General features: G+C 43.9%; 27 protein-coding genes. 11 read left to right on the top strand and 16 right to left on the bottom strand.

The window, feature by feature from the left end; all coding sequences use genetic code 11:
* Positions 1-618: 618 nt before the first annotated feature.
* From MTX11_RS07300 to def, 3 genes are all read right to left on the bottom strand, one after another.
* Positions 619-2,658, bottom strand: a complete 2,040-nt coding sequence (locus MTX11_RS07300) for a TonB-dependent copper receptor (protein WP_243474752.1) — start codon at positions 2,656-2,658, stop codon at positions 619-621.
* 72 nt (positions 2,659-2,730) lie between these two features.
* Positions 2,731-3,144: a DUF2946 family protein gene (locus tag MTX11_RS07295; protein WP_225553502.1), complete on the bottom strand. Its 414-nt coding sequence runs from the start codon at positions 3,142-3,144 to the stop codon at positions 2,731-2,733.
* Between the two features lie 92 nt (positions 3,145-3,236).
* Positions 3,237-3,767: a peptide deformylase gene (def, locus tag MTX11_RS07290; RefSeq protein WP_044112406.1), complete on the bottom strand. Its 531-nt coding sequence runs from the start codon at positions 3,765-3,767 to the stop codon at positions 3,237-3,239.
* Between the two features lie 120 nt (positions 3,768-3,887).
* On the opposite strand from def, the gene MTX11_RS07285 reads away from it, so the two are divergent.
* From MTX11_RS07285 to tsaC, 3 genes are read left to right on the top strand one after another with little or no spacing between them, the layout of a single operon-like run.
* Entirely contained in the window at positions 3,888-5,042 is a 1,155-nt protein-coding gene (locus MTX11_RS07285; protein WP_243474751.1) for a LysM peptidoglycan-binding domain-containing protein, read from the top strand.
* Positions 5,043-5,098: 56 nt separating this feature from the next.
* Positions 5,099-6,238, top strand: a complete 1,140-nt coding sequence (gene dprA, locus MTX11_RS07280; RefSeq protein ID WP_243474750.1) for a DNA-processing protein DprA — start codon at positions 5,099-5,101, stop codon at positions 6,236-6,238.
* 41 nt (positions 6,239-6,279) lie between these two features.
* Positions 6,280-6,849 carry an L-threonylcarbamoyladenylate synthase type 1 TsaC gene (tsaC, locus tag MTX11_RS07275; protein ID WP_243474749.1) on the top strand — a complete coding sequence of 190 codons (570 nt, stop codon included), beginning with the start codon at positions 6,280-6,282 and terminating at the stop codon, positions 6,847-6,849.
* Between the two features lie 397 nt (positions 6,850-7,246).
* Here the strand turns inward: tsaC and MTX11_RS07270 are convergent, their stop codons facing one another.
* The gene (locus MTX11_RS07270) at positions 7,247-8,158 is read right to left on the bottom strand and encodes a DMT family transporter (protein WP_034705680.1); all 912 of its coding nucleotides are present in this window, start codon (positions 8,156-8,158) and stop codon (positions 7,247-7,249) included.
* A gap of 192 nt (positions 8,159-8,350) precedes the next feature.
* Here MTX11_RS07270 and MTX11_RS07265 point away from each other — a divergent pair, with 192 nt between their 5' ends.
* The 3 genes from MTX11_RS07265 to MTX11_RS07255 all read left to right on the top strand — a co-directional run bounded on the left by MTX11_RS07265 (position 8,351) and on the right by MTX11_RS07255 (position 10,984).
* Positions 8,351-8,896, top strand: coding sequence for a glutathione peroxidase (locus MTX11_RS07265; protein ID WP_005249624.1), 546 nt, complete (start codon positions 8,351-8,353; stop codon positions 8,894-8,896).
* 330 nt (positions 8,897-9,226) lie between these two features.
* Positions 9,227-9,826 carry a hypothetical protein gene (locus tag MTX11_RS07260; protein WP_121980359.1) on the top strand — a complete coding sequence of 200 codons (600 nt, stop codon included), beginning with the start codon at positions 9,227-9,229 and terminating at the stop codon, positions 9,824-9,826.
* 141 nt (positions 9,827-9,967) lie between these two features.
* Entirely contained in the window at positions 9,968-10,984 is a 1,017-nt protein-coding gene (locus MTX11_RS07255; protein WP_243474748.1) for a pirin family protein, read from the top strand.
* 24 nt (positions 10,985-11,008) lie between these two features.
* On the opposite strand, the gene MTX11_RS07250 is transcribed toward MTX11_RS07255, so the two are convergent.
* Entirely contained in the window at positions 11,009-12,385 is a 1,377-nt protein-coding gene (locus tag MTX11_RS07250) for an NAD-dependent succinate-semialdehyde dehydrogenase (protein ID WP_243474747.1), read from the bottom strand.
* A 362-nt stretch (positions 12,386-12,747) separates the two neighbouring features.
* Here MTX11_RS07250 and MTX11_RS07245 point away from each other — a divergent pair, with 362 nt between their 5' ends.
* Positions 12,748-13,176 (top strand): hypothetical protein, encoded by a 429-nt coding sequence (locus MTX11_RS07245; protein WP_191112940.1) that lies wholly within the window; start codon positions 12,748-12,750, stop codon positions 13,174-13,176.
* Positions 13,177-13,436: 260 nt separating this feature from the next.
* On the opposite strand, the gene MTX11_RS07240 is transcribed toward MTX11_RS07245, so the two are convergent.
* The 10 genes from MTX11_RS07240 to MTX11_RS07195 form a co-directional block, all read right to left on the bottom strand.
* Positions 13,437-13,856, bottom strand: coding sequence for a F0F1 ATP synthase subunit epsilon (locus tag MTX11_RS07240; protein WP_004644865.1), 420 nt, complete (start codon positions 13,854-13,856; stop codon positions 13,437-13,439).
* Positions 13,857-13,883: 27 nt separating this feature from the next.
* Positions 13,884-15,278, bottom strand: a complete 1,395-nt coding sequence (gene atpD / locus MTX11_RS07235; protein ID WP_004644863.1) for a F0F1 ATP synthase subunit beta — start codon at positions 15,276-15,278, stop codon at positions 13,884-13,886.
* Positions 15,279-15,304: 26 nt separating this feature from the next.
* Entirely contained in the window at positions 15,305-16,174 is an 870-nt protein-coding gene (atpG, locus tag MTX11_RS07230) for a F0F1 ATP synthase subunit gamma (protein ID WP_004644862.1), read from the bottom strand.
* 89 nt (positions 16,175-16,263) lie between these two features.
* Positions 16,264-17,808: a F0F1 ATP synthase subunit alpha gene (atpA, locus tag MTX11_RS07225; RefSeq protein WP_004644861.1), complete on the bottom strand. Its 1,545-nt coding sequence runs from the start codon at positions 17,806-17,808 to the stop codon at positions 16,264-16,266.
* A gap of 45 nt (positions 17,809-17,853) precedes the next feature.
* On the bottom strand, positions 17,854-18,390 hold the full coding sequence (locus MTX11_RS07220) for a F0F1 ATP synthase subunit delta (RefSeq protein WP_004644860.1): 537 nt from the start codon (positions 18,388-18,390) through the stop codon (positions 17,854-17,856).
* 12 nt (positions 18,391-18,402) lie between these two features.
* The gene (locus MTX11_RS07215; RefSeq protein ID WP_004280990.1) at positions 18,403-18,873 is read right to left on the bottom strand and encodes a F0F1 ATP synthase subunit B; all 471 of its coding nucleotides are present in this window, start codon (positions 18,871-18,873) and stop codon (positions 18,403-18,405) included.
* Positions 18,874-18,912: 39 nt separating this feature from the next.
* Positions 18,913-19,158, bottom strand: a complete 246-nt coding sequence (gene atpE / locus MTX11_RS07210; RefSeq protein WP_000424060.1) for a F0F1 ATP synthase subunit C — start codon at positions 19,156-19,158, stop codon at positions 18,913-18,915.
* Between the two features lie 85 nt (positions 19,159-19,243).
* Positions 19,244-20,119 (bottom strand): F0F1 ATP synthase subunit A, encoded by an 876-nt coding sequence (gene atpB, locus MTX11_RS07205; RefSeq protein ID WP_004644859.1) that lies wholly within the window; start codon positions 20,117-20,119, stop codon positions 19,244-19,246.
* Between the two features lie 110 nt (positions 20,120-20,229).
* Positions 20,230-20,622, bottom strand: coding sequence for an ATP synthase subunit I (locus MTX11_RS07200; RefSeq protein ID WP_004280982.1), 393 nt, complete (start codon positions 20,620-20,622; stop codon positions 20,230-20,232).
* Between the two features lie 174 nt (positions 20,623-20,796).
* On the bottom strand, positions 20,797-21,633 hold the full coding sequence (locus MTX11_RS07195; RefSeq protein WP_121980228.1) for a metal ABC transporter solute-binding protein, Zn/Mn family: 837 nt from the start codon (positions 21,631-21,633) through the stop codon (positions 20,797-20,799).
* Positions 21,634-21,779: 146 nt separating this feature from the next.
* On the opposite strand from MTX11_RS07195, the gene MTX11_RS07190 reads away from it, so the two are divergent.
* From MTX11_RS07190 to znuB, 3 genes are read left to right on the top strand one after another with little or no spacing between them, the layout of a single operon-like run.
* On the top strand, positions 21,780-22,277 hold the full coding sequence (locus MTX11_RS07190; protein WP_004280980.1) for a transcriptional repressor: 498 nt from the start codon (positions 21,780-21,782) through the stop codon (positions 22,275-22,277).
* The gene (znuC, locus tag MTX11_RS07185; protein ID WP_005105130.1) at positions 22,259-23,041 is read left to right on the top strand and encodes a zinc ABC transporter ATP-binding protein ZnuC; all 783 of its coding nucleotides are present in this window, start codon (positions 22,259-22,261) and stop codon (positions 23,039-23,041) included. The genes MTX11_RS07190 and znuC overlap by 19 nt, the downstream gene beginning before the upstream one ends.
* A 3-nt stretch (positions 23,042-23,044) precedes the next feature.
* A complete protein-coding gene (znuB, locus tag MTX11_RS07180) occupies positions 23,045-23,845 on the top strand; it encodes a zinc ABC transporter permease subunit ZnuB (protein ID WP_005105129.1) in 801 nt (266 codons plus the stop codon).
* 74 nt (positions 23,846-23,919) lie between these two features.
* On the opposite strand, the gene MTX11_RS07175 is transcribed toward znuB, so the two are convergent.
* Positions 23,920-24,540, bottom strand: a complete 621-nt coding sequence (locus tag MTX11_RS07175; RefSeq protein WP_004280977.1) for a LysE family transporter — start codon at positions 24,538-24,540, stop codon at positions 23,920-23,922.
* A gap of 160 nt (positions 24,541-24,700) precedes the next feature.
* On the opposite strand from MTX11_RS07175, the gene MTX11_RS07170 reads away from it, so the two are divergent.
* Positions 24,701-25,621, top strand: coding sequence for a Dyp-type peroxidase (locus MTX11_RS07170; RefSeq protein ID WP_243474746.1), 921 nt, complete (start codon positions 24,701-24,703; stop codon positions 25,619-25,621).
* Positions 25,622-25,674 lie beyond the last annotated feature (53 nt).

Below are 25,674 nucleotides of genomic sequence, written 5' to 3'. Positions count from 1 at the left end.
ACAAGTTGTTCTTCATAATCTCTTAATGATCTTCTTGCTGATTCGTCACCAGCAAGCTAGGTCGGCTATATTACTCTTTATTTCGAAAGAGTCAACAGGTTCAATCGATTATTTTTAAACTTCTTCAAGACTTCCAGATTTAAACCCTTCGAGCTAAATCCTTGTTTCTCAACAAGTTTTAATCAACATCATCGCCGATGGATGTGCATTCTACAGGATTTCAGATACGTTGCAACACTTCTCGCAAAGATTTTTGATCGTGTGTTTATTTTTCAAACCAATAAAAATATAAGTAATTGTTATATATAGTTAATTTATTTTCATTATTTTTGAATTTTATTGAGCACCTTCAACAAAACCTATCCACTAAATCAATAAGATATTGTTTTATTTGAATTTAAATTATAAAAGTCTTTATCACATGACTTATGTCGTTCAATTCACATTCTATTCTTGTTTGATTCTTCATCAACCTGGCGTTTATATACACAAAACTTGTTTTATCCAGTCTTCTTCCAAGATACATAGGCCCTATTTAAATATGGAAAATTTATTGCAACCCTAAAAATTAAAAAGCCATCGCTATTGAGCAATGGCTTTTGGAGTACTGAGCAACAATTAGAATTTCATACTGACACGTGCCCAGTAATTACGTCCCATATTATTAAACTGCTCGGTTGTTGGTAAACCTGTCCCGGAAGCACCCATTTTATTTAAGTGCTCGGTATAAGTCCGGTCTAGGACATTATCGACTCCGACTGATATATCCACGCTATCCATGACATGGTAGCTACCGTTTAAAGACAAAGTGCCAAAGCCTGCGCTCTGCTTATTGTCATAACCCACAATATTACCTTCGTTAAGACTGATCCGGTTTTGACCATCTACTACACGCCATAGCAATCCAAAATTATATTTGTCTTGAACATAGCGCAAGTTAACACGGGCTTCTAAAGGAGAGATTTGTGGTAACGGCGTATTGTCTGTGGTGTTTTCACCCCAGGCATACATGGCGCTGATATCGGCCTGCAGGCGGTCAGTAAACTGGTAACCAATTCCAGCTTCTGCACCAGCGATAGTGGCATCGACATTACGGGTATGTGCTTCAAGCATTCCCATCATGCCAGTAGGTTTATATGTCGTTAACACATAATCATTAATCAAACCTGCGTATGCGGATGCCCATGAGTTGAAATGACCATGCTCATGTTGATAACCAAAATCAAACTGTAATGTCTTTTCAATATCAATATTGGCAAAAGTATTAACGTTATCATTTCCCGTTTTAGGACTAAACAATTCCCAGTAATCCGGCATACGCTCGACATAACCCAGACCCATATAGGTCTTGCCTTCATCATGTTCTGGATGGGTATTTTCAAAACGAATGAAGCCGCTTGGCAAGGTTTCCTGACGGTTCTGTCCAGTTTTTAAGGCATCAATCTCCACTTGATCGACCCGCACACCAGCAACCAATTTGTTGTTATCACTTAGTTCATGACTTAGCTCAGCAAAAGCTCCATATGACTGGAATTTCATATCTGGAGTGAGCGGCATATTCATGCTTGTGGATGTCATTCCTCCAGCATGCGTATTGCGCTGAGAATCCATCCCGGCAATCAATTGGTTTTGATCCCATTCACTCGTTATCGCCATACGGGTATTTAAAGTACGGCGCGTGACCTGCATCTCAGAAGGTATAGGCTGCATGTTATGAGTATGCTCATCATGCTTCATCGGCACTGGACGCAGGCTAAAATTATCCATGATGTGGTCGTTATAGTTATAGTTGATCTGTGCCTCAACTTTCTGAATTACATCAGTCAGATTTTTCTTTTCAACACGTAAACCCAGACTTTCACGGGCAAACTGTGATCCATCCATATCACGACCAGCATAAACCGCTTCACCATCCGCCTTACCACCCGTCAGCTCTACCCAGGTATCCTCATCCGGTGTCCAACCTAATGCGACATCCGCATTCCAGCGCTCCCAATCTGAAGGCACAGTGGTTCCATCACCATCTTGATAACTATTCGATACCGAACGATTGGTATTGAGTCGGACATATTTCTGATCATCGCCTGCTGCAACTTCGACATTATGATCAAGACGTCCGAAAGAGCCCATCAAGACACTGGCCTGACCGCGATAGTTTTGATCTTGATCAAACTGTTCCGGTGTACGTTCGAAAATCACCGTTGCCGCAGAGCCAGTATTGGCATATTGAACCGTCTGCGGGCCTTTAATCACCGAAATACGGTCATAGTTTTCCGGAGAAATATAAGAGGTCGGCGAATCCATACGACTTGGACAGGCGCCCAGGTTTTCGGTGCCATCAGTCAGGATTTTTATCCTTGAACCAAACATGCCACGGAAAGTGACATCACCATTGGTGCCGGCACCGCTATTGACCGAACTAAAGCCGACAATACTTTGCAAATAATCCGCACCATCACTGGCAGGAATCGGTTGAATCGGCTGTTTTGGATCAGCGCGGACAATCAGCCCATTGGCATCATTACCTGATGCTGACGTCACCACAATCGGGGCAAATGTCTGAACCGGCATGGCGTCATTGGCCATCACTATCGAAGAATAACAAGCAACACAAATCGCAGCCGCAAGTGGCTGTAAAGAAAATTTAGGCTGAGCCATTTCTCTATCTCACTGAATACATAAATAAAGCATGGCTTGAGTCAATAACAACCCAAGCGAAAAAATGCAGATTTATGCAGGCAGTGGTGGTGCCCGTCCCTGAGGAATTAAGAAAAGCTGCTGAAGGACGAACCAGACATGCTTAAAGGTTTTTTGATAAGCAATTAAACGCACATGAATCCGGTCAAGCACCTGCTGGATCTCCAGATCAGGCGGCAAGATCAGATTGGCATAGACGGTACAGTACTGGCATTGATGATTGGCATCATGATGGTCATGCTCAGCATGGTCGGATTGAACCTTGAAATGGGTATGTTCGCTTATACTATGCTGCGCATGCGGGTCTGTTGCTACAAAAAGTGCACGCGTGATGGTTTCACAGACCGGCGCAACCTGATATTGCTTCGGTAACAACGGCTGTAGAAATACAGCAATCTGTAGAAACACAGCTGCACATGCCAGTAGCAGCCCACCTCGTAACAACACAGATCAACCCTAAAATATGCTAATGCCCAGTATAACAAAGCCTAATTGAAATTGGGCTTTATTTGACATTAAATTGAACCAAAATAATGGACTTAGCGCTTGACTGCGACCTTGTCTTTATTACGCTGGCGGACCAGTTTTTCCACTTTTTCACGTGCCCGTTGACGTTTTAATGGTGATAAATAATCAACAAATAATTTGCCATTTAAGTGATCCATTTCATGTTGGATACACACAGCGAGAAGTCCGTCAGCATCAAGCTCAAATGCTTGACCTTGCAGATTAATTGCCTCAATTTTTACACGTGACGGACGGTCAACTTTATCGTATATTTGAGGAACTGATAGACAGCCTTCTTCGTAGGGCTGCGTTTCTTCAGTTAATGGTGTAATTTTGGGGTTAATAAACACCATCGGTTGATCTTTATCTTCAGACAGATCCATAACAATCAGCTGAATATGACGATCCACCTGAGTCGCGGCAAGTCCGATACCTGGTGCTTCATACATGGTTTCAAACATATCTGCAGCGAGCTGACGAATTTCATCAGTTACTTCTTCGACAGGTTGGGCAATGGTACGAAGACGGGGATCCGGGAAACTTAAAATAGGTAATAAGGCCATACTGCATCCTCAATTATGCCATTGATCAAAAAACCAAATGAAGGGAATGCTTCATCAAAAAAATGTGTGTAAGATCGTTATTATAACGCAACTACGCACATAATTTTAGGAATTATGATAATGAAAAAGGTTTTAAAGGGCATGCCATTTTTTAGTGCCTTGGGGTTTAAAAATCAGATGCTGGCACTTGCTATTTGTGTAGGCGTCAGTATGGGGACCATTCATTCCGCCGAGGCAGCACCTGCACGTAACGTCAATCCACCGGCATTAAAAGCCAGTGCACCGAACGTGTATGTGGTGAAAAAAGGAGATACACTTTGGGATATCTCGAAACGCTTCCTGAAAAATCCGGTACGTTGGCCGGAAATCTGGGCCAGCAACAAGCACGTCAAAAATCCACACTGGATTTTCCCGGGTGACCGCCTACTGATGTGTGATTACCAGGGCCGTCCGATTATTGGTAAAGACGAAGGTGATGGTTGTGAAGGCATTATCAGCCGTTATCTGGGTAGCACCTCCTTGCAACCTCAGATTCGGGTTGAATCGTTAAACAATACCATTCCAGTAATTCCACTAGAACATATCAAGCAGTGGTTGGAACGCTACACCCTGATGGCACCTGATTCAGTTCAAGGTACGCCATATATTCTTGGAACTGCCGATCAGCGCGTACTGGCAGGCAAAGGCCAGAAAGTCTATGTACGTGGTAACGGTCTGGAAGTTGGTCAACGCTATGCCGTGTATCGCGAAGCTGAACCGTATGTATTTACCGATGCGAATGGCAAGAAATATACGGCTGCACTCGAGCTGCAACAGGTGGCATCCGGTATTGCAGTTCGTGGCGAAGGTGATGTCACCACACTTGAACTGACAGATAGTTACAATGCTGAAGTACGTCGCGGTGATCGTGTCTTACCAGAATACGATCCAATGTTACCGACTCTGTTCTATCCGACCAATGCAGAAAATATTGCTGCCGGTGGCCAGATTGTGCGTGTATTGGGGTCAATTGGTACAGCAGCACGTCATAGTGTTGTCACCATTGACCGTGGTACGGCACATGGAGTTCAGACGGGTCATGTCTTTAGTGTGAATCAAAAAGGTGAAGTGGTCACTGATCCTAAAACTAAAGAACGTGTGCAATTGCCAGGTGAGCGTATTGGCCAAATCATGGTATTCAAAAACTTCGATCAATTAAGCTATGCCTATGTGCTAGAGAGCGAATTACCAATCAAGGTTGGTGCAGGAATTCAAGCACCTCTTTTAGATGAATAAATATTTGTCTAAATAAAAAAACTTAATAATAAGAAGACAACCCTATAGGTCTCAATATGCTGAACCCGTTATCACGCGCGCAACTGGAAACAATTACGTTATGGTATCTGGTTCAGCATTCTCTTTCGAGTTTCTATAAAATCAGTCAACATTATACCGAACTGGCGCATGCCCTTCAGCCGGATCAAGTACCCGTCTGGCAAGCACTCGGCCTTCATGCCAATCATGTGCAGCGCTTAAAAGAGTTTTACCTCCCAGAAGCGCAGCAAAAATTTCAGCGATGTCTGCAGCAGATCCAGCAGGATAGCGATTTTATTTTGCTGCACAGCGATCCGCATTATCCTCAGCAGTTGCATCCTTATGCAGATAAACCACCGATCATTTTTGGTCAGGGTAGATCCGATACCCTGCTTCAGGCACAGATTGCCATTGTAGGCAGCCGCAAACCCAGTCCACACGGCCGGCAAGTAGCTTATGACTTTGCTTTTTATTTGAGTGAACAGGGTTTCTATATCAATAGCGGTCTGGCATACGGTATTGATGAAGCAGCGCATCGGGCTGCGTTACAGCATCAAGGGACAATTGCAGTGATGGCGACTGGACTGGATCAAACCTATCCAGCACAACATCAATCACTACGCCAGCAAATCATTGAGCACGATGGTGCAGTCATCAGTGAGTTTCTACCAGATACGCTGCCTTTGCAACACCATTTCCCACGGTGCAACCGAATCGTCAGTGGTTTAAGTCTAGGTGTGATTGTGGCAGAGGCTGCATTAAAAAGTGGTTCTCTGATTACGGCTAAACTGGCAGCTGAGCAAGGTAAAACTGTGTTTGCCATTCCGGGACATATTTACAGCGAGCATCATCAGGGCTGCCACCAACTGATTCGTGAAGGTGCAATTTTGATTGATCACCCGCAGCAGGTCATCGAAGAACTGGCACTGGCGACGCAATGGCAGGCTTTGGAAAATACTCCCAAACTGGAAGTCGCTGCAGCAGAATCACAACAGATCCCACCACATCTGCTTAGTCTATATAACCAGCTGGACTGGGTGGGACAAACTCTGGATCAGCTGGGAACGCAGGTGCAGCAAGAAGTATCTGCCTTGACCAGTCAACTGATGGAACTGGAATTACTCGGTTTTTGCACCCAGCAAGCCGGCCTGTATCTACGTTGTCGGATTCTGAAATAAGGTTCACAATAGCGCTTTGTTGTTTAATATAAGGTATCCACATGATCACTACCTCTGTTGCCGAAGCAGCAGCATGGCTTAAAGACGGACAAGTCTTGGCATATCCCACAGAGGCTGTTTGGGGCTTGGGTTGCGACCCCTATAATGAACAGGCATTTCATCAGATTTTAGAATTGAAGCAACGCCCGATTGAGAAAGGTGTGATTCTGCTGGCAGCTCATCTTTCACAGGTAGAACATCTGCTGCAGGATTTAAGCGAAGAAATGCGTGAAAAAGTGATTGACTCCTGGAGCAATGACAGACCTGCTGATCGCGCGACCACCTGGCTACTTCCTGCAAATAAAGACATTCCTGACTGGATTAAAGGTCATCATCCTAAAGTAGCCGTCCGCGTAACCACTCACCCACTCTGTGTAGCATTGTGTCAGGCCTTTGGCGGTTTTATCGTGTCGACCAGTGCCAATCCTGCCGGTATGGAACCTGCCCGCTCACTGCAGGATGCGATCCGCTATTTTGACCAGAATCTGAATTATCTGAATGGTGACCTCGGTTTAAGTCAGCAACCAAGCCGGATCATTGATGCAGTGACTGGCGTAGTTATTCGTGACTGATTCCTGTCTGATTTGGTCGGGACACTCAAGCCCGACTAAAGTTTTAAGACAAAAAAAAGCTCAGCCATATAGGGATGGCTGAGCATAAAAAAGGATGTGTATTATCACATCCAGAGGGTATCGAAATCTCTGGGCATTTCAGCAACAGTCGCTGATCTGCGATGGAGCGTATTATGGGCGAACAGTTTAAAAAAAACAAATATATTTTAGCTCTTAAAAAACAGCTTAAACCTATGATTAATCAATCATTATTTGAAAAAAATTCAAATTATCTTGCTCTTTTTAAAGTGCTTTTTAAAGAAGCTAAAAGCTACTCTTCTCGACTAAAGTCTATTTGCCTTTATTCACGAGATCATTCAAGCAAAAAATTAAGTTTGTTTGTTCGTTTTTTGGGCAACTATTTGGCTTTCAGGAGCACTGGCGCCACAGTTTTTTTCTGGGCCAGCACAATTCCGAACAGAATAATCGCCCCACCAATACTGTGATAAATGGTCCAGGCCTCTTTTAACCAGACAAAGGCAATTAAAGCGGTAAACACCGGCATCAGGTTCATAAAGATACTGGTGCGGGTCGGTCCCAGACGCTGAATCGCCATCATCCACACCAAAGGGGCAATTAATGAAGGGAAAATACTGGCGTAGATAACGCTGCCGGCATTGGTCATATTGATGGCATCAAGACCCAACCAGGCCACAAACGGCAGGTGATACAGCAGCGCAAACAGAATCTGCACATACAGGCTCAGCATTAACGGAATCTGCAGCTGCCATTTTTTCAGAAAAACCCCATAAAAGGCATAGAAAAACACGGCGATAATCATCAGCAGATCGCCCCATTGGCCGCCGGCATGCAGCAGGCCCCAAGGATTGCCCTGCCCCATCACATAGATCAGCCCGGCAAAGGACAACAGACTGCCAATAATGGCGTAGCGATTCGGAATATCGCGCAGAATCAGCATCGACACAAAAATGGTAAAAATCGGAATAAAGGCATTAATAATGCCCATATTGGTGGCGGTGGTGTAATGTGCAGCGGTATAAGCCAGTCCCTGATACAGCACCAGACCAAAGGCACTCAGCACTGCCAGCTGTTTCAGATGCGGCACAATCAGGGCACGCTCACGAATCACCCGCGGCAAAATAAACGGGGTTAGAATCAGAAAGGCAAAAAACCAGCGATAAAAACTGATGCTCACCGGCGAGATAAAGTCGGTCACATAGCGGGTCACGACAATATTCAGTGACCAGATCAGTACCGCAGTCAATGGAAGCAGCATGGCCCACCACATTGTTTTTTGCTGCTGCGTCATAACTTCATCCCTGTCTCTATCTATTGTTAATCTATGCGCTCTTGGCAAGTGCCTAAGCATAATTGATTTTTCAACTAAAATTAATGCTATTTGTAGCTGGCAGGTAAGCATTTCACTGATTCCGACTTGTACTGTATTTAAATACCCGTTAAAACAAATAGCCCTCATTCATTTAATAAAAAAGGAAATCTGATGACTCGCTCTGTATATGACATTCCAGTCAAAACCATTGAAGGAACAGAAACCACTTTAAACCAGTACCAAGGTAAGGTTTTGCTGGTGGTTAACGTCGCATCTAAATGTGGCCTGACGCCGCAATATGAAGGCTTACAAAAACTGTATCAGGACAAAAAAGCGGAAGGTCTGGAAATTCTGGGCTTCCCTGCCAATAACTTTTTGGAACAGGAACCGGGTAGCGAAGCCGAGATTCAGGAATTCTGCTCAGTGAATTATAAAGTTGACTTCCCGCTATTTGCTAAAATCTCTGTCGCGGGTGAAGACAAGCATCCTTTATATGCCAACCTTACGCAGGCTGTACCGGAACGTATCGGTGAAGGCCCTTGGTGGAAAGATCTGGTCGATTATGGTTTAACCCCAAATCAGCCACCAGAAGTGCTCTGGAACTTTGAAAAATTCCTGATCAATAAAAATGGTGAAGTAGTGGCACGTTTTGCTCCAGATATTACTGCAGATGATCAACGGATTGTCGATGCAGTGAATGCAGAACTTGCAAAATAATTCTCGATTATTCTCATAAGCATCAAGCTTGAAATAAGTATCTATTTTCTTGGTAGATACTTATTTTTTTTATTTAAAAACGATTATTTAATTGCATTAAAATTCACCTAAAAACATTTTCAAAGTGATTGCAGGCCAAACAAGCCAATTTGGTGAGAGCAAAGTAATTCTTTACCAGCTTTTAATAATCTTTTTCTTGTTTTTGAATAGAGCAACGTTCGCAACCCAGAAGAATTGTTATGAGTTTGCAACAATCTTTTTTATCTCCATAGTTTGTCCTTATATTAAATACTATTCAAATTCTATTACCTGTATCGAGACCCTGATTCCATGTCCAAGATTCTTGCCAATGCTGTCCTTCCTTTCGCATTATTTAGCTCGGGAATTTTACTGATGGGCTGTGAACAGGCTGTCGAAACACCGACTGAACAGGCAGATACAACAACGTCAGATTTAGAACCAGCCTCTCAGCAACAAGGCTCGGCAACACCAACTGAACTTAAATCTGGCAATATGTTTTATATGGTTCGGGATGTCGCCGACTTGCAGCTCAAGGCCGGCAGTTATGTGGAACAGTTAAAACAGACCCAGAGCGAACTGCAAACGGCGGTCGAAGCCAAAGATACCCAGCAATTGCAGTCCACCGCGACCCAGCTTCAACAGCAACTCAGCAGTTTTAATCAGGTGCTGGGCAACCTGAACTTGAAAAGCCAAGAAATTGACCAGATTCGTGACAACATCATGACTGCCAATCAGCAGGTTCTGGCTTCTCCTCTTTTAAACGGCCAGGTAGATTTCAGCCAAGTGAACTTGAAAAAGATTGAATCCCAGATGGTTAATGTGCAATCCGAAATGGTCAAACTGGCCGGCTTGCTGATCCAGAATCCAGATCAGGAATCAGAGAGCAATACTGATCAGGACAATACTTAAAATACCTAAAAATCTCATTTTAAGGCGCTTAATCGAAAAGCGCCTTTCTTAACTGCGGTACAGGCTATACACTGTTATCGATTATAAAAATTATATTTAGATCAGGAATTTTCATCTAATCAGATCATCAGGAGTTCAATCATGTCGAATTCAGTGCTGTATTCTGTGGTTTCAGTCACATCCCGGCTTGATCTGAAAGATCCTTTTATTTTTACCGTTCATCATCAAGATCATTTTCCACAGGGCAATGCCGAATTAGGCCCAGTTTCCCCGCCACAGCAGCATGAATATGACATGTATTATGGCGAGAGTATTCCCGGTTTTCCGGAGCATCCGCATACTGGCTTTGAAACCATTACCATTGTCGAGCGCGGTTATGTCGATCATTTTGACTCGCTGGGAAACTCGGGACGTTATGGCGCGGGTGATGTGCAATGGCTGACTACCGGCAATGGGGTACAGCATTGCGAGATGTTTCCTTTAGTCCATCAGGATCAGGACAATCCTCTGGAGCTGTTTCAAATCTGGCTGAATTCCTCACCGGAACAGAAAAAACAGCCAGCCGATTATAAAATGTTGTGGCGTGAACAGATTCCACATGTATTTTCAGCCGATGCGGGCGGACGTAAAGCGGATATCCGGGTCATTTCAGGACAGTTTAAACAGACTCAGGCACTGGACCGCCCACCACATTCATGGGCAGCCCTTCCAGAGAATCAGCTCAATATTTATTTAATCACTTTAGGGCCGGAAGCAGAATTAATCATTCCTGCAACCACTGCTACTGCAACGCGTTTTTGTTATTTTTATCAAGGTAGAAGCTTGGAACTTGAAGGACAGAAGATAGCGCCGAAGCATCTACTTGAACTCAAACCGGATGCAGATATTCAGCTCAAAGGTGGGCTGCTGGAATCACATATTTTATGGCTGGAGGGTGAACCGATCGGTGCACCGGTGGCTATGCATGGGCCTTTTGTGCTGAATAGTGCGCAAGAGCTAGATACTGCTTTTCGCCGTTATCGCGAAACCCAGTTTGGTGGCTGGCCTTGGCCAAGTGCTGAACCGTCATTTGCACCAGAACATCCGCGCTTTGCCAGTTATGAAGGCGGCAAACGTGAAGAATATCCAGACCAACCAGACAAAGAAGCCACTGAATAGTGGCTTCTTTGACATCAGATCATATTATTTTTTCGGGCTTCTGACGACAACTAGTTTCTTCTGCACAAATTCTCTAAAACCATCAATCGATAGTTCATGCCCATAACCGGAATTTTTAATTCCACCAAATGGTAACTCAGGCGTGGTATCAGTAAACCAGTTGATCCAGATCATGCCAGTTTCTACCCGTGACGCTAGCTTTTTCGCCCGCTCGATATCCTGTGAATGAATCACACCACCCAGACCATAATTGGAATCATTGGCAATTTCGACAATTTTATCATCATCCTTCGCCACATAGATTTGTGCCACTGGGCCAAAAAATTCTTCATACCAGGCTTCATTTTCACGCGTGATATTTTCCAGAATGGTTGGTGCATAGAAATTGCCTTGATGTTCTACAGCTTTGCCGCCAGTGACCACAGTCGCGCCTTGTGCTACTGCCTTTTCGACCTGCTCGCTGAGTTTTTCCAGCGCATCTTTTGAAGACAGCGGTCCTAAAGTGGTTTCAGGATCGAGCGGATCACCCAGTTTTAACTGTTCAAAAGCTTTCAGCATGCCGGCCTTGAATTGTTCGGCAATTTTTTCATGCAAGATAAATCGCTTCGCCGCTGTACATACCTGCCCGGCATTATTGACACGCGCCTGACAGCCTAACTTGATCGTGCGTTCCAGATCTGCATCATCGAGTACGATAAATACATCATTACCGCCCAGTTCCAGTGTGGATTTTTTAAGATGTTTGCCCGCCTGTTCAGCGACTGCACTGCCCGCACCTTCTGAACCTGTGAGTGCCACACCACGCACACGCTTGTCTGCAATTACTTCCGCGACCTGATCACTGCTGATAAACAGATTGGTCCAGACACCTTTGGGTGCGCCTGCATCCAAGACCAATTGCTCAAAGGCTTCTGCACATTGCGGCACAATGCCGGCATGTTTTGCCAGAACCGGATTACCAATGGCACAGTTCGGTGCAAACACTCGCATCAGTTGATAAAATGGAAAATTCCACGGTTCTACCGCCATGATAATACCCAGTGGATGATGCTCAACCCAGGCTTCTCCCAGTTCCGTTTCATAGGACACGGGTGCTAAAAATTCTTTGGCATGATCAGCATAGTATTCTGCGATTTTGGTACAGGTTTCGATTTCACCTTCACCCTGCTTGATCAGTTTCCCCATATCCAGCGTCATGAGCTTAGCCAGTTCAGACTTTTGCTCTCGCATACTGCTGGCTAATTTTCGCAGTACTTCAATACGAGTATCGACCTGTTGTGACCAGTCTGACTTTAGGATTTGTTCTGCAGTATCGAGGGCATCTTGAATATCTTGATCGTTATGGGATGGGTAGTCTTTCAATTTTTGATTGGTAAATGGATTAATAGATTGATAAGCCATGATTTTCCCTTTTTCAATTATAAGTTTTGCCTGTTCAAAACCCAATTGCATCAAGTTATAACAAGCGTGTATCTATTCGAATTATTTAACTTATCACTGATTTTTTTATCGCGTGTGTCTGCTTACAGATTGGTTCAAAACATTACTGAGAGCAGGTAAAAGTTATATCGAGTGGTACAAAATGAAATTTATTTAAGAATCGGAAATGTAAAACTAACACTCTCAAGATCAATACTTGCAAAAATTCTAAGCTAAAACAAATAATCTAAATCAGCTGTTTTAAGGTGATGTTAAAAAATATAAATTTCAAATTTTCAGGTGTGTAGTACATTATCTATATATTTGAAAAAAGAAAATTTATCATGAGTCAAATAAAATCTAATATCATTCAAACAGCAGAAAACTATTTTGATAATACAGTTTTAGAAACGACTGATACTATTTTTCAAGAAATTTTAAAAGCTTTTCCAATAGCATCATCAGGTTTAGCTATTTATCAAGTTTTTAGGAACTATAACGAAAAGCAAAAACTGAAAAATATCCTAGAATTTATAAAAGAAGGTGAAAAGTTAGCATCAGGAACATTACTGAAAATCTTCAAGGATCAAAATAACTTAGAAATAGGTGGTGAATTACTCAATGCTTTAGATAAAGCCTATTTAATACATCAATCTAAAATGCTCGCTCGTTTAGCTCTTTTATATGATGCGAAAGAAATAAATCGTGAAACTTTTTTAAGATATGCTCATATTATTCCTCAATTTACATCGTTTTTATTAGAAGGGTTATAAAAAGCCTACTTATCATTTGAAATGAACAAATCCAAGAAGGATTACCACCTTAAGAATAATGAATGTAACTTTTCAGCATCTGAATTAGAAAAGTTTGGTTTTTTGTACGTAGTAGCTACATTTGGTTCTGGCAATAATTATGGCAGAGAAAAAGACTTAATCTTTTTTTATGAACACATATATAAAAACAAACATGATAAGAACCTATGAACCAAAAAAAACCACCCTTTCGGGTGGCTTTTTCAATCTCAAACCGTCTCTTATTGAGCGCGGTTTTTGATTTTGCGGATCGTTTCCAGCTGAGCAGCAGTTTCTGCAAGAGCAGCCAAAGCAGCAGCAGAGTCCAAATCGCTCTTTTGATTCGCAAGCAATGCTTCAGCGTGTTTACGCGCTTCAACAATAGCTGCTTCATCTAAGTTTTCTGCACGGACTGCAGTATCTGCAAGAACCGTAACAACATGCGGTTGAACTTCTAGAACACCACCAGATACATAGATCAACTCTTCTGTACCGTTTTCCAAAATAACGCGGATCGCGCCAGGTTGGAGCAAAGTTACCAACGGAGCATGGCCAGGCATAATACCCAACTCACCGCCAGCACCTTTTGCAATTAGCATAGTTATAGTGCCTGAGTACAAAGACTCCTGAACACTTACAACATCACATTGCATAGTCGCCATGAGAATCTCCTAAATTAGAGTAGCTAATTAAAGTTTCTCGGCTTTAGCAATAACTTCGTCAATACCACCAACCATGTAGAACGCTTGTTCTGGGATGTGATCGTATTCACCAGCTAGAAGACCTTTAAAGCCACGAATCGTTTCTTTAAGAGATACTAATTTACCAGGAGCACCAGTAAATACTTCAGCTACGTGGAACGGTTGAGAGAAGAAACGCTGGATTTTACGCGCACGGTAAACAACCAGTTTATCTTCTTCAGCAAGCTCGTCCATACCAAGAATCGCGATGATGTCTTTAAGCTCTTTATAACGTTGCAATACGTTCTGGACAGAACGTGCAATTTCATAATGCTCTTGACCAACAACTAACGGATCTAACTGGCGTGAAGTTGAGTCTAGTGGATCGATCGCTGGGTAAATACCAGAAGATGCGATGTCACGGCTCAATACAACAGTTGCGTCCAAGTGAGCAAACGTTGTAGCAGGCGATGGATCTGTTAAGTCATCGGCAGGTACGTATACCGCTTGGATTGACGTAATAGAACCAGACTTAGTCGATGTAATACGTTCTTGAAGAACACCCATCTCTTCTGCAAGTGTAGGCTGATAACCTACTGCAGATGGCATACGACCTAGAAGTGCTGATACTTCAGTACCCGCTAGTGTATAACGATAGATGTTATCTACGAACAATAGTACGTCACGGCCTTTACCGTTTTCGTCTTTCTCGTCACGGAAATATTCAGCCATAGTAAGACCAGTCAACGCTACGCGTAAACGGTTACCCGGTGGCTCGTTCATCTGACCGTAGACCATTGCTACTTTGTCCAGAACGTTAGAATCTTTCATTTCGTGATAGAAGTCGTTACCTTCACGAGTACGCTCACCAACACCAGCAAACACAGATAAACCTGAGTGAGCTTTCGCGATGTTGTTGATCAACTCCATCATGTTTACAGTTTTACCAACACCGGCACCACCGAACAGACCAACTTTACCACCTTTCGCGAACGGGCAAAGTAAGTCAATGACTTTAATACCAGTTTCTAAAAGGTCAGTAGAAGCCGCTTGTTCTGCATAAGAAGGCGCTTGACGGTGAATTGGTAAACGCGCTTCAGTCGCAACAGGACCAGCTTCGTCGATCGGGCGACCAAGAACGTCCATGATACGGCCTAGAGTCGCTGTACCTACTGGTACAGAAATCGGCGCGTTAGTGTTAGTTACGTTCAAACCACGCTTAAGGCCTTCAGTAGAACCCATTGCAATAGTACGAACTACGCCATCACCAAGCTGTTGCTGAACTTCTAAAGTAGTTTCAGTACCATCTACTTGGAGAGCGTCATAGATCTTAGGAACGCTGTTGCGTTCAAACTCGACGTCGATAACCGCGCCGATGATCTGAATGATACGACCGCTATTCATTGCTGTCTCCTCAATTCAAAATAATGTTAAACGGCAGCGGCACCACCAACGATCTCAGAAATTTCCTGAGTAATCGCGGCTTGACGCAGCTTGTTATAAATAAGTTGCAGGCTCTTAATGATCTCGCCTGCGTTGTCTGTCGCTGCTTTCATAGCGACCATACGTGCAGACTGCTCACATGCGATGTTTTCAATCACACCTTGATACACCACAGACTCGATATAACGAACCAACAAGCCATTTAAAAGCTCTTCAGCTTCAGGCTCGTAGATGTAATCCCAACCGTATTGACGGTTCAGATTCTTGTCTTCTTCAGCAGCAGCCAAAGGAACAAGTTGTTCGATCTTTTGATTTTGAGTCATGGCATTGACAAAGCCGTTTGACACTAGATAAATACGATCTAACTCGCCTTTATCATAAGCGTCCAACATCACCTGTACAGAACCAGATAACTGCTCAAGACTTGGGGCATCGCCGACTTGCGTCGTCGCACCAAGCACTTTACCGCCGTAGTTTTTAAAAAACGAAACCGCTTTTTGACCAATTAAAGCAAATTGAACTTCAATTGACTGCTCTTGTTGCTGTTGAACGTGTTTAACCACTTTCTTGAACAGGTTAATGTTCAAACCACCAGCAAGGCCACGATCTGAAGACACAATGATATAGCCAACGCGCTTAACCGGGCGTTCAACCATATAACGGTGTTTGTATTCAGGATTCGCTTGGACCAAATGAGCAATTACACGGTGCATATTTTCGGCATACGGACGGCCTTGAGCCATGCGCTCTTGCGCACGACGCATCTTAGAAGCTGCTACCATTTGCATCGCTCGAGTAATCTTCTGCGTGCTCTTGATACTAGCTACTTTGGCGCGAATTTCTTTTAAATTTGCCATACGCTTAACCTAGTATTCGAAAGCCCTTGCGAGCTTCCGAAGGTTGATTCCGTGAACCAAACCGACACTAAATTCAACAGAGGTTGAAATTAGTAAGTTTGAGTCGCTTTAAAGCTTTCAATACCTGCTTTGATTGCAGCTTCGATGTCTTTGTTGTAATCACCAGAGGCATCGATTTGTTGCATTAACGCAGCATGCTCTGAACGGAAGTAAGAAATTAACGCAGCATCAAAGTCTACGATTTTCTTAACGTCTACGTCAGCCATGTAGCCTTCGTTAGATGCATAAATTGAAACAGCTTGGTCAGCAATTGAGTATGGAGCATATTGTTTTTGCTTCATTAACTCAGTTACACGTTGACCATGTTCAAGTTGCTTACGAGTTGCTTCGTCAAGATCAGAAGCGAACTGAGCAAATGCTGCCAATTCACGGTATTGCGCCAAAGCAGTACGGATACCACCAGACAATTTCTTGATGATCTTAGTTTGCGCTGAACCACCAACACGAGATACAGAGATACCCGCGTTCACAGCAGGACGAATACCTGCGTTGAATAATGATGTTTCAAGGAAGATCTGACCATCAGTAATCGAAATTACGTTGGTTGGTACGAATGCAGATACGTCACCCGCTTGAGTTTCAATAATCGGCAATGCAGTTAATGAACCAGTTTGGCCTTTAACTTCACCGTTAGTGAATTTCTCAACGTAGTCAGCAGATACACGAGAAGCACGTTCAAGTAGACGCGAGTGTAGATAGAACACGTCACCTGGATACGCTTCACGACCTGGTGGACGGCGTAAAAGCAATGAAATTTGACGGTAAGCAACAGCTTGCTTAGACAAGTCATCATAAATGATTAACGCATCTTCACCGCGGTCACGGAAGTATTCGCCCATTGTACAGCCAGAATACGGAGCTAGATACAGCATTGCTGCTGGATCAGCTGCAGCTGCAGCTACAACAGTTGTATACGCCATAGCGCCAGTTTCTTCTAGCTTGCGTACCACGTTAGCGATAGTCGATTGTTTTTGACCGATTGCTACGTATACACATTTAATGCCAGAGTTTTTCTGAGCGATGATCGCGTCGATCGCCATTGCTGTTTTACCAGTTTGACGGTCACCAATGATCAACTCACGTTGACCACGGCCTACAGGGATCATTGTATCTACTGATTTATAACCAGTTTGTACAGGTTGATCCACTGATTGACGCCAAATTACGCCTGGTGCTACTTTTTCAACAGCATCAGTTAATTTTGCATCAATAGGGCCTTTACCATCAATCGGGTTACCCAAAGCATCTACTACACGGCCTAAAAGTTCTGGACCAACCGGAACTTCTAATACACGACCTGTGCAACGCGCTTTTTGACCTTCTTGAAGGCTTAAGTAGTTACCTAAAACAACGACGCCCACTGAATCCTGTTCTAGGTTCAGTGCCATACCGTAAAGGCCGCCGTCGAATTCGATCATTTCACCGTACATAGCGTCAGCTAAGCCGTGAATACGCACAATACCGTCGGAAACCATAACAATGGTTCCTTCGTTCTTAGCGGTTGCGCTGGTGTCCAGATCGCCGATACGCTGTTTAATGAGCGCACTGATCTCGGATGGATTCAGTTGTTGCATTGCGCTATACCTCAATCTTTTTAAAGTTCAGTCTTCTAAATGCAATTAAGCAAGAAGACGAGTACGCATTTTTTCAAGCTTGTTAAGCGCAGAATCATCTATCACTTGGTCGCCTGCACGAATAACTACACCAGCAATCAGCGCTGGGTTAACTTCTACAGAAACATTTACCGCCGCTTCGAATTTTTTCTCTAATGCGTGAGTAAGAAGTTGTTCCTGTACAGAAGTTAATGGGAATGCAGATTCAATCACTACATCCACAGTATTGTTATTCTGTGATTTAAGCTGCTCATATTCTGCTGCAATCTCAGGAAGAAGAACCAAACGGTTATTCTCTGCAAGCAATGTCAGGAAGTTAGACACTGCTGCAGTTTGGTCTTCACCTAAAACTTTCGCAAAAAGAGCCACCTGCTCAGCAGGTGTAAGCTCAGGGCGATTTAGATAAGCTGAAAATGCTTCGTCTTGCACCGCAGCACTGAGCAATTCAAGTGCTGTTGACCAAGAGTCAGTTGCACTTTGCTCAGAAGCGTAAGCAAATGCTGCTTTAGCGTATGGGCGTGCCAACGTCAAGAGTTCAGCCATAATCCGCCTCTCTTAAAGTTTAGCAGCCAGCTGAGTCAGCATGGCATTGTGAGCTTCTGCATCAACTTGCTGGCTAAGAATTTTCTCAGCACCAGTTACTGCAAGAGCAGCCACTTGTTGACGCAATTCTTCGCGAGCAGCATTGATTTCAGTATCAACAGCTTCTTTAGCCTGTTGACGAATACGCTCACCTTCAGCCGCAGCTTGGGTACGCGCTTCTTCGATCAATTGTGCACCACGACGGTTCGCTTGTTCGATCAATTGAGCCGCTTGTGCTTTTGCCGCGTCTAACTCAGCTTTCACTTGTGCTTGCGCATCTGCAAGGTCAGCCTTCGCTTTTTCAGCAGCATTTAAGCCATCAGCGATTTTACGCTGACGTTCACTAATCGCATTGATTAGTGGTGGCCATACAAACTTCATGCAGAATGCGACAAAAATCGCAAACGCAATCGCTTGGCCAAACAATGTGAGGTTGATATTCATTGCAAATTCCTCAAATAGTGAATTTCGGAATTAAGCTGATTAACCTACAAATGGATTAGCGAAGATGAAGAACAAGCCAATACCAACACCGATCATAGGCACAGCATCAAGAAGACCCGCGATTAAGAACATACGAGTTTGAAGTTGTGGAGCCAATTCTGGTTGACGAGCTACAGCTTCAAGGAAACGGCCGCCTAGAAGACCAAAACCAATCGCAGTACCTAAAGCACCGAAAGCGATCAAGATAGCAGATGCAATTGCAACTAGACCTAAAGTGAGTTCCATGATAATTCCTCAGAGGTTAGGTTTTATACCAAATTAAGTTAAAAAATTGTGTGCCCAACCATCCGTTGACAGTTAGGCAATACCATTAATGCTTTTCGCTTGCCATACTCATGTACACGATAGTCAACATCATGAAAATGAATGCTTGTAGCGTAATAATCAAAATGTGGAAAATCGCCCAAGGCACAGACAACGCCCACTGGATCCAGAACGGTAATAACGCGATAAGAATGAAGATTAACTCACCCGCATACATGTTACCGAACAGTCGTAGAGCCAATGAAACTGGTCGCGCCAAGAAAGTAGTCAATTCCAACAATAAGTTGAATGGAATTAAAAGCACTTTAGCAACTGGATTACTTGGGTTAAATGGGTTCAGTGCTAACTCACCAACGAAGCCGCCAACACCTTTCTCACGAATACTATAGAAAATAATTAAGAAGAATACAGAAATAGACATACCGAGGGTAATGTTTGGATCTGTAGTCGGAACAATTTTAAAGTAAACCTGATGAGGGTCTACACCCAGCATAGAAGCAATCGCGTGTTGAGCTACATAAGGAATAAAGTCAACAGGGATCAAATCCATCAAGTTCATGAGGAAAATCCACACGAAAATGGTTAATGCTAAGGGTGCAATTAATCGAGACTTCCCGTGGAAGGTATCACGTACACTTGAATCTACAAACTCGATAATCATTTCAATTGCAGACTGGAACTTGGTAGGAACACCAGCATTAGCCGCTTTCGCAACCAACCAGAACAACAAACAGAAAATCAGACCCAGTCCGATAGACCAACCCATTGAATCCAAGTGAATAGCAGTGAACCCCATCTGTTGAGCTTCAGCACCGCTCTCGGCCAATTTCCACGTACCGTCCGGCATTTTGCCATAGGTCATGTTGGTCAAGTGATGCTTGATATACTCGGTCGAAGTAAGGGCATGTTCTTCAGCAGCCATAAATCACACCTGGTCAATGTCAAAAAACTAATAGAACAAACGAATATCGCGTGCTGCTTGATATCTCGCCTGCTCCTGAAAAACTTTTCAATTTCTTGTTGTGCTTATACTCATTTTTGTAGACGTGACGCCCAAAACGGAGCGACCCACGACATGGCTTGAACAAGTATAAAACCACAAAACAACGCCACCGCTGACAACGGTTTAACATTGCTTAAAATTAAAATGAAACCAACAATCACAATGGCAAACTTTCCCATCAAGCCTTTATACATGTTCGAAAGAACTTGTTTAGACGCGCGGGCTCCTGCTGCTCGAAACGATTGCCACGAAAAATAACAAGTCGCGAGCCAACATACCAGTGCACCTAATGCTGCACTCAAGGCTGCGGTTGAGTCTTTCACGACCCAGCCGATCAAGGCTGAAACAGGGATCATACAGGCTTGCAGGAGGACCAAAGCTTTCGCTAATCGTCGGTCAATCAAGCGACTAGTTCGGCTCATTATTTATTCACTCACAGCAATCATGCTTGACAAGTTTAACAGGTGATTATTTTTAATCGCAGGCATTATAGAGTTACACCCCTGAACATGCAATCTTTTCCCGACCTTAGTCGTGTTTTTTTAAATCGGGTCACTGCTGTTAAACCAATCAAAATCTGTCTATTTTTTAAATCATTAGCGTGCATTTAGTACACATTTCTGGGTTTCTGTGGCCAATTGCTGCCAAGCCTGCACAAAGTCCCCTGCCCCGCTCATGCTTTCATCGACATGCTGGAACAGTACCGGATTGAGTTTGCGGTACTGGTTTTCACTGGCATGACCTTCGGCCAGCAGGCACATTTTGCGTTGTGGACGATGATCCTGTAAAAACTTGATTTGGGCTACGGTTGGCGAAACATGCGGATCATCGGTCAGCGCACCCATGAATTTTAAATTGAGTGGGCGTTCCAGATACTGATAGGCATCGTGATAAGACCAATAGGGTTTGGCTTTGTTGCTTGAACTATAACGCTGGGCCGTCGCAAACATGTTTTGTGCAAAGTCACGGGCATTTTTCCAGTAGCGTTCACGATGCTCCGGCAATTGCTGCGAACGTAGCGCCGCAATAAAGAAACCAATCCGCACTGCATTATTCGGATCGAGCCAGACATGCGTGTCTACCGTATTTTTTAAGGCCTCGCCACGCGGATTACGCATCGGCAAGGTGGTCAATATCCCCGAGTCTAACAGTGCAATGCCTTTATTACTTTCATTCAGCACTTTGGCCAAGGGTGCTTCATGCGCCTGACCCAGCCAGATCACCAGACCTGCATTCTGAATAGTTTTTCGATGCGCCGGAGTCAGACTCACATCATGTCCACTTTGGTTGGCCAGCAATAAAGTCGGCTGTTCCACACCTTGGGTAATTTTCTTGGCAATCAGATAGATCGGCTGCGTAGACACCACCAGACTTTGTGACCAACTGAGTGTACTGAACAATGCCAGCAGACTGATTGCAAGGAGACGGAACATGAGTAGAAATCACTTAAAAACGATAAAATCAGGAAGTGTTATAATATAACAAAAATACAAAAATACCTATGCCCAATCGAAACTCAGAACGCTTCATGTTAAGATTTGAAATCTATTAATTTTCAGTTTCGCACTTGAGGTGAACTATGGGTTCCTGTTCGCACGAACACCACAACGCATTGCACGGCGTGCACGACCATCCCAATGTCGCACAACGTCTTGCTGAAGCGGAAAGTCTTTGTGCAGCAAGCGGCGCACGCCTTACACCTTTACGTAAAGAAGTGCTGGAACTCATTCTGAATGCGCATGGCCCGATGGGTGCCTATGACCTGCTGGCACAAATGAAAAATGCCAGTGATCGTCCTGCAGCACCACCAACGGTGTATCGCACTCTGGATTTTTTATTAAGCAAAGGGCTGATTCATCGCCTGACCTCGATCAATGCCTATATTCCCTGTTGCCATCCGCGTGAAGGTCATCAGGCCGCTTTTTTAATCTGCACCGAATGTAAAGCCGTGAAAGAAGCGTCGGCTCAGGGCTTGCTCGATCAACTCGATGCACTGGCCAGCTCGGACGACTTCACGGCACATCACAGCATTATCGAAATTTCAGGAATTTGTCAGCAGTGCCGCAACAAAGCTTAAGTGCCTCTCCCCTGATTCAGCTCTCCAAGATCTGGGTCAAGATCGATGAGCGCGATATCTTAAAAGCCATTGATTTCTCGTTACAAGAGAAAGAAATTGTCACACTGATCGGTCCCAATGGCGCTGGTAAATCGACCTTAATTAAAGTCATGCTGGGCATTTTGAAACCGCAATCAGGTGAGATCAAAACTGCGCGCAAGCTGAAATTTTCTTATGTGCCACAAAAATTCAATCCATCCCATAGCTTGCCGCTACGAGTGAAAGATTTATTGGCACTAGAAAAATGCCCGTCCCAGATTAAAACCGAAATTATTCGCGATACCGGCATTAGTAAACTGCAAGATTCTAAAGTTCAGCAGTTGTCTGGCGGTGAGCGTCAGCGGGTGCTACTGGCCCGCGCCTTATTACGCCAGCCGGATATTTTAGTTCTCGATGAACCGATGCAGGGTCTAGACATCCAGTCCGAAGCTGAACTGTATGAATATGTGCGTAACTTGCCGGAAAAATATGGCTGTGCCGTACTGATGGTTTCACATGACCTGCAATGGGTGATGCAAGGTACGACTCGTGTGGTCTGCTTAAACAAACATATTTGTTGTAGCGGCCTGCCAGAAAGCGTGCAGCAACATCCGGAATACCAGGCAATTTTTGGCACTAACCGGGTGTTCTATCAGCATCATCATGATCATTGCGCACATGGGGATTCTGCCACCCCCTGTCAGCATGACTCACGTCCTCATATTCACCCCGAGCCGGAAGCTTAAACCATGATGGATTGGTTACAACTCCTTTTACCTGCATGGATCATGGGTACGCTATTGGTATTTCTGACTGCCCCATTGGGCTGTCTCATGCTCTGGCGACGTATGTCATTTTTTGCTGACACTATGGCACACGGTACTTTACTCGGTGTTGCCATTGCTGGGGCTTTAAGTTTACCGCTGTGGATGGGTGTAACTTTTATTGCCTTATTATTGGTAGGGATTTTGTGGGTACTGCATGATCCGCGCCTGCCGAATGATGCCTTGCTGGCGCTGTGTTCAGCAACACTGCTTTGCTCAGGTCTATTGTTCATTCAGCATTTACCGAGTTTAAGACCGGAACTTCTCAGCTATCTATTTGGTGATCTACTGACGATTTCCTGGGCGGACTTACCCACCTTTGCTATCGTGATTATTCTGGCCTTAGCCGTTCTCTATAAAAGCTGGCAAGCGCAGATTCAAATCGCAATTGATCCGGACATGGCGGTCAGTGAAGGTGTAAATGCCAAATGGCAACGCCTGATCTTTATGTTGTTATTGGCATTATTTACCGTGCTTGCGCTGAAAGCAGTCGGTTCACTCTTGATGGGGGCATTACTGGTGATCCCTGCCCTGACCGCACGACTCCTTGCACACTCACCCAAACAAATGGTGATCTGGGCATTCGTGATTGCGCAAATTGGGGTGACCGTGGGCCTATGGTCGAGTGCCGGTCTCAATACTTCGACTGGTTTAACCATTGTACTGACCATGGCGGTGCTATTTGCACTGATCTTCTGTGTGCAGAAGTTTAAAAAGCTGAATTAATCTTTCTTTTAAATCATTATGATTTTCTAATGATCTATTCCGCCTCTCTCCTTTAAGGAGAGAGCAAAGACTCTTTATTGATGCACCAAACTCAATAAAAATGCAGCGCCGGCAAATAACCCGGCAAAAGTCCGGTTCATGACTTTTTGTTGTTTCGGCGATCTAAGCAGCCTTAAAACTTTAGCAGCCAATCCGGTATAACCCGCCATCACAATCAGATCAATCGTCACCATTGTCGCAGCCATAATCAAATACTGAATCCATTGTGGCTTAGACAAATCCAGAAATTGCGGCAAGACGGCCAGTAAAAATACGATGGCTTTAGGATTAGTGATATTAACCAAGAAACCATGCAGTACCAGTTTCCCTCTCGATTTTCGCGCCAATTCATGTTTAATTTCGATAGATTGTACAGGTGCTTTCCATTGCAAAATAGCCAAATACAATAAATAGCCGACACCAAACCATTTCACCACTAAAAATGCCCATGGGGTTGTCGCAAACAAAACTCCCACGCCTGCCGCAACCACTGCAATCTGTACCAATAATGCCAGTTGCAGGCCCAGCGCATTCCAGTAACCATGCCGAAAACCATAATTCAGTCCACTCGACATGGAAGCAATCGCTCCTGCGCCCGGAGACACACTAATCACCCAGCAGGCCAGCATATAAGCAAACCACATTTGATAGGACATGAAAATTTCACTCAGCAAAACTCACCCAATATTATATGAATTTTCCAATAAAATCAGGCTAAAAACCTGCTTAAATATAAGGCACTGTACTATTCACTCTGTCTAGCTTCAGGCACAATATGTACATTAAAAACAGGATCTATCCTTACAGGAGCCATGAATGACAGCCCAATCGGTAATCTTGCCACTTCCTTCAGATCATGCTCGCTTTATTGTGTTACGTCTTAAAGATTTGAGTATTGAAAAATTAAAAAAACAACTCGAACATCTTTTTACTTCTCGTGATCGCCTGATCACGCAACATCCTCAAGCCCAAATTAAAACAGCGGTGGCCTTTGGTCATGAACTCTGGTCAACCCTATATTCGCAAAGTCCGGCAGGATTTAAACAGCTTGAACCTATTCATGGTTCATTTGAAATGCCGGCTGTTCCAGCAGATATGTTAATTCATATTGCCAGTGCTCGGGCTGATATCTGCTTTGCACTCAGTCAGGCTTTTTTTGAAGGCATTCAGGACCAGGTTCAAGTGCTGGATGAGCGAGTGTGCTTCCGATATTTTGATGGTCGTGACATTACTGGCTTTATTGATGGAACTGAAAATCCGCAATTCCCGGATGATCGTGCTGAAGTCGCATTATTAGGTGAAGATTCAGGTATTTTCCAAGATGGTTCATTTATTTTTGCCCAGCGTTACGCGCATAACCTGGAAAAATGGAAAAAGCTAAAAGTTGATACTCAGGAACAGGTTATGGGTCGTACCAAGCTTGAATCGATTGAGCTGGATGATGAAGTCAAACCTGAAAATGCGCACGTGTCACGTACTGTAGTGGAAGATGAAGAAGGCGAAGAAATGGAAATCCTACGTCATTCTCTGCCTTATGGTGATGGACGTGGTGACCAGGGTCTATTCTTTATTGCCTACACCAAAGACCTTACGATTATCGATGCTATGTTAGAACGTATTTTTGGTACCTCTGGCGATGGAATTCATGATCGTCTGCTTCATTTCGTAACACCTCTAGATGGTGCCTATTACTTTGCACCGAGTGAGGAGTTGCTGGAAGAGGTTTTGGAAGGGTAAACTATACTATATAGAAGCAATTATAATTATTTAGTAATTGCTTCTAAAAACTT

This window comes from Acinetobacter lwoffii, assembly GCF_022809915.1.
GTDB lineage: Bacteria > Pseudomonadota > Gammaproteobacteria > Pseudomonadales > Moraxellaceae > Acinetobacter > Acinetobacter lwoffii_M.
Note: the sequence above shows the minus strand (reverse complement) of the source record. Positions and strands in the feature narration are given on the sequence as shown.

What these genes read in the sequence shown, in the direction of transcription:
- atpE (WP_000424060.1), bottom strand. Translation starts at nt 19,158, where the DNA reads ATGGAACTCACTTTAGGTCTAGTTGCAATTGCATCTGCTATCTTGATC.
- MTX11_RS07255 (WP_243474748.1), top strand. Translation starts at nt 9,968, where the DNA reads ATGTCGAATTCAGTGCTGTATTCTGTGGTTTCAGTCACATCCCGGCTT.
- MTX11_RS07245 (WP_191112940.1), top strand. Translation starts at nt 12,748, where the DNA reads ATGAGTCAAATAAAATCTAATATCATTCAAACAGCAGAAAACTATTTT.
- MTX11_RS07270 (WP_034705680.1), bottom strand. Translation starts at nt 8,158, where the DNA reads ATGACGCAGCAGCAAAAAACAATGTGGTGGGCCATGCTGCTTCCATTG.
- def (WP_044112406.1), bottom strand. Translation starts at nt 3,767, where the DNA reads ATGGCCTTATTACCTATTTTAAGTTTCCCGGATCCCCGTCTTCGTACC.
- tsaC (WP_243474749.1), top strand. Translation starts at nt 6,280, where the DNA reads ATGATCACTACCTCTGTTGCCGAAGCAGCAGCATGGCTTAAAGACGGA.
- atpA (WP_004644861.1), bottom strand. Translation starts at nt 17,808, where the DNA reads ATGCAACAACTGAATCCATCCGAGATCAGTGCGCTCATTAAACAGCGT.
- MTX11_RS07220 (WP_004644860.1), bottom strand. Translation starts at nt 18,390, where the DNA reads ATGGCTGAACTCTTGACGTTGGCACGCCCATACGCTAAAGCAGCATTT.
- MTX11_RS07250 (WP_243474747.1), bottom strand. Translation starts at nt 12,385, where the DNA reads ATGGCTTATCAATCTATTAATCCATTTACCAATCAAAAATTGAAAGAC.
- atpG (WP_004644862.1), bottom strand. Translation starts at nt 16,174, where the DNA reads ATGGCAAATTTAAAAGAAATTCGCGCCAAAGTAGCTAGTATCAAGAGC.
- znuB (WP_005105129.1), top strand. Translation starts at nt 23,045, where the DNA reads ATGATGGATTGGTTACAACTCCTTTTACCTGCATGGATCATGGGTACG.
- MTX11_RS07265 (WP_005249624.1), top strand. Translation starts at nt 8,351, where the DNA reads ATGACTCGCTCTGTATATGACATTCCAGTCAAAACCATTGAAGGAACA.
- MTX11_RS07215 (WP_004280990.1), bottom strand. Translation starts at nt 18,873, where the DNA reads ATGAATATCAACCTCACATTGTTTGGCCAAGCGATTGCGTTTGCGATT.
- MTX11_RS07175 (WP_004280977.1), bottom strand. Translation starts at nt 24,540, where the DNA reads ATGTCCTATCAAATGTGGTTTGCTTATATGCTGGCCTGCTGGGTGATT.
- MTX11_RS07200 (WP_004280982.1), bottom strand. Translation starts at nt 20,622, where the DNA reads ATGAGCCGAACTAGTCGCTTGATTGACCGACGATTAGCGAAAGCTTTG.
- MTX11_RS07190 (WP_004280980.1), top strand. Translation starts at nt 21,780, where the DNA reads ATGGGTTCCTGTTCGCACGAACACCACAACGCATTGCACGGCGTGCAC.
- MTX11_RS07240 (WP_004644865.1), bottom strand. Translation starts at nt 13,856, where the DNA reads ATGGCGACTATGCAATGTGATGTTGTAAGTGTTCAGGAGTCTTTGTAC.
- dprA (WP_243474750.1), top strand. Translation starts at nt 5,099, where the DNA reads ATGCTGAACCCGTTATCACGCGCGCAACTGGAAACAATTACGTTATGG.
- MTX11_RS07260 (WP_121980359.1), top strand. Translation starts at nt 9,227, where the DNA reads ATGTCCAAGATTCTTGCCAATGCTGTCCTTCCTTTCGCATTATTTAGC.
- MTX11_RS07170 (WP_243474746.1), top strand. Translation starts at nt 24,701, where the DNA reads ATGACAGCCCAATCGGTAATCTTGCCACTTCCTTCAGATCATGCTCGC.
- MTX11_RS07195 (WP_121980228.1), bottom strand. Translation starts at nt 21,633, where the DNA reads ATGTTCCGTCTCCTTGCAATCAGTCTGCTGGCATTGTTCAGTACACTC.
- atpD (WP_004644863.1), bottom strand. Translation starts at nt 15,278, where the DNA reads ATGAATAGCGGTCGTATCATTCAGATCATCGGCGCGGTTATCGACGTC.
- atpB (WP_004644859.1), bottom strand. Translation starts at nt 20,119, where the DNA reads ATGGCTGCTGAAGAACATGCCCTTACTTCGACCGAGTATATCAAGCAT.
- MTX11_RS07300 (WP_243474752.1), bottom strand. Translation starts at nt 2,658, where the DNA reads ATGGCTCAGCCTAAATTTTCTTTACAGCCACTTGCGGCTGCGATTTGT.
- MTX11_RS07285 (WP_243474751.1), top strand. Translation starts at nt 3,888, where the DNA reads ATGAAAAAGGTTTTAAAGGGCATGCCATTTTTTAGTGCCTTGGGGTTT.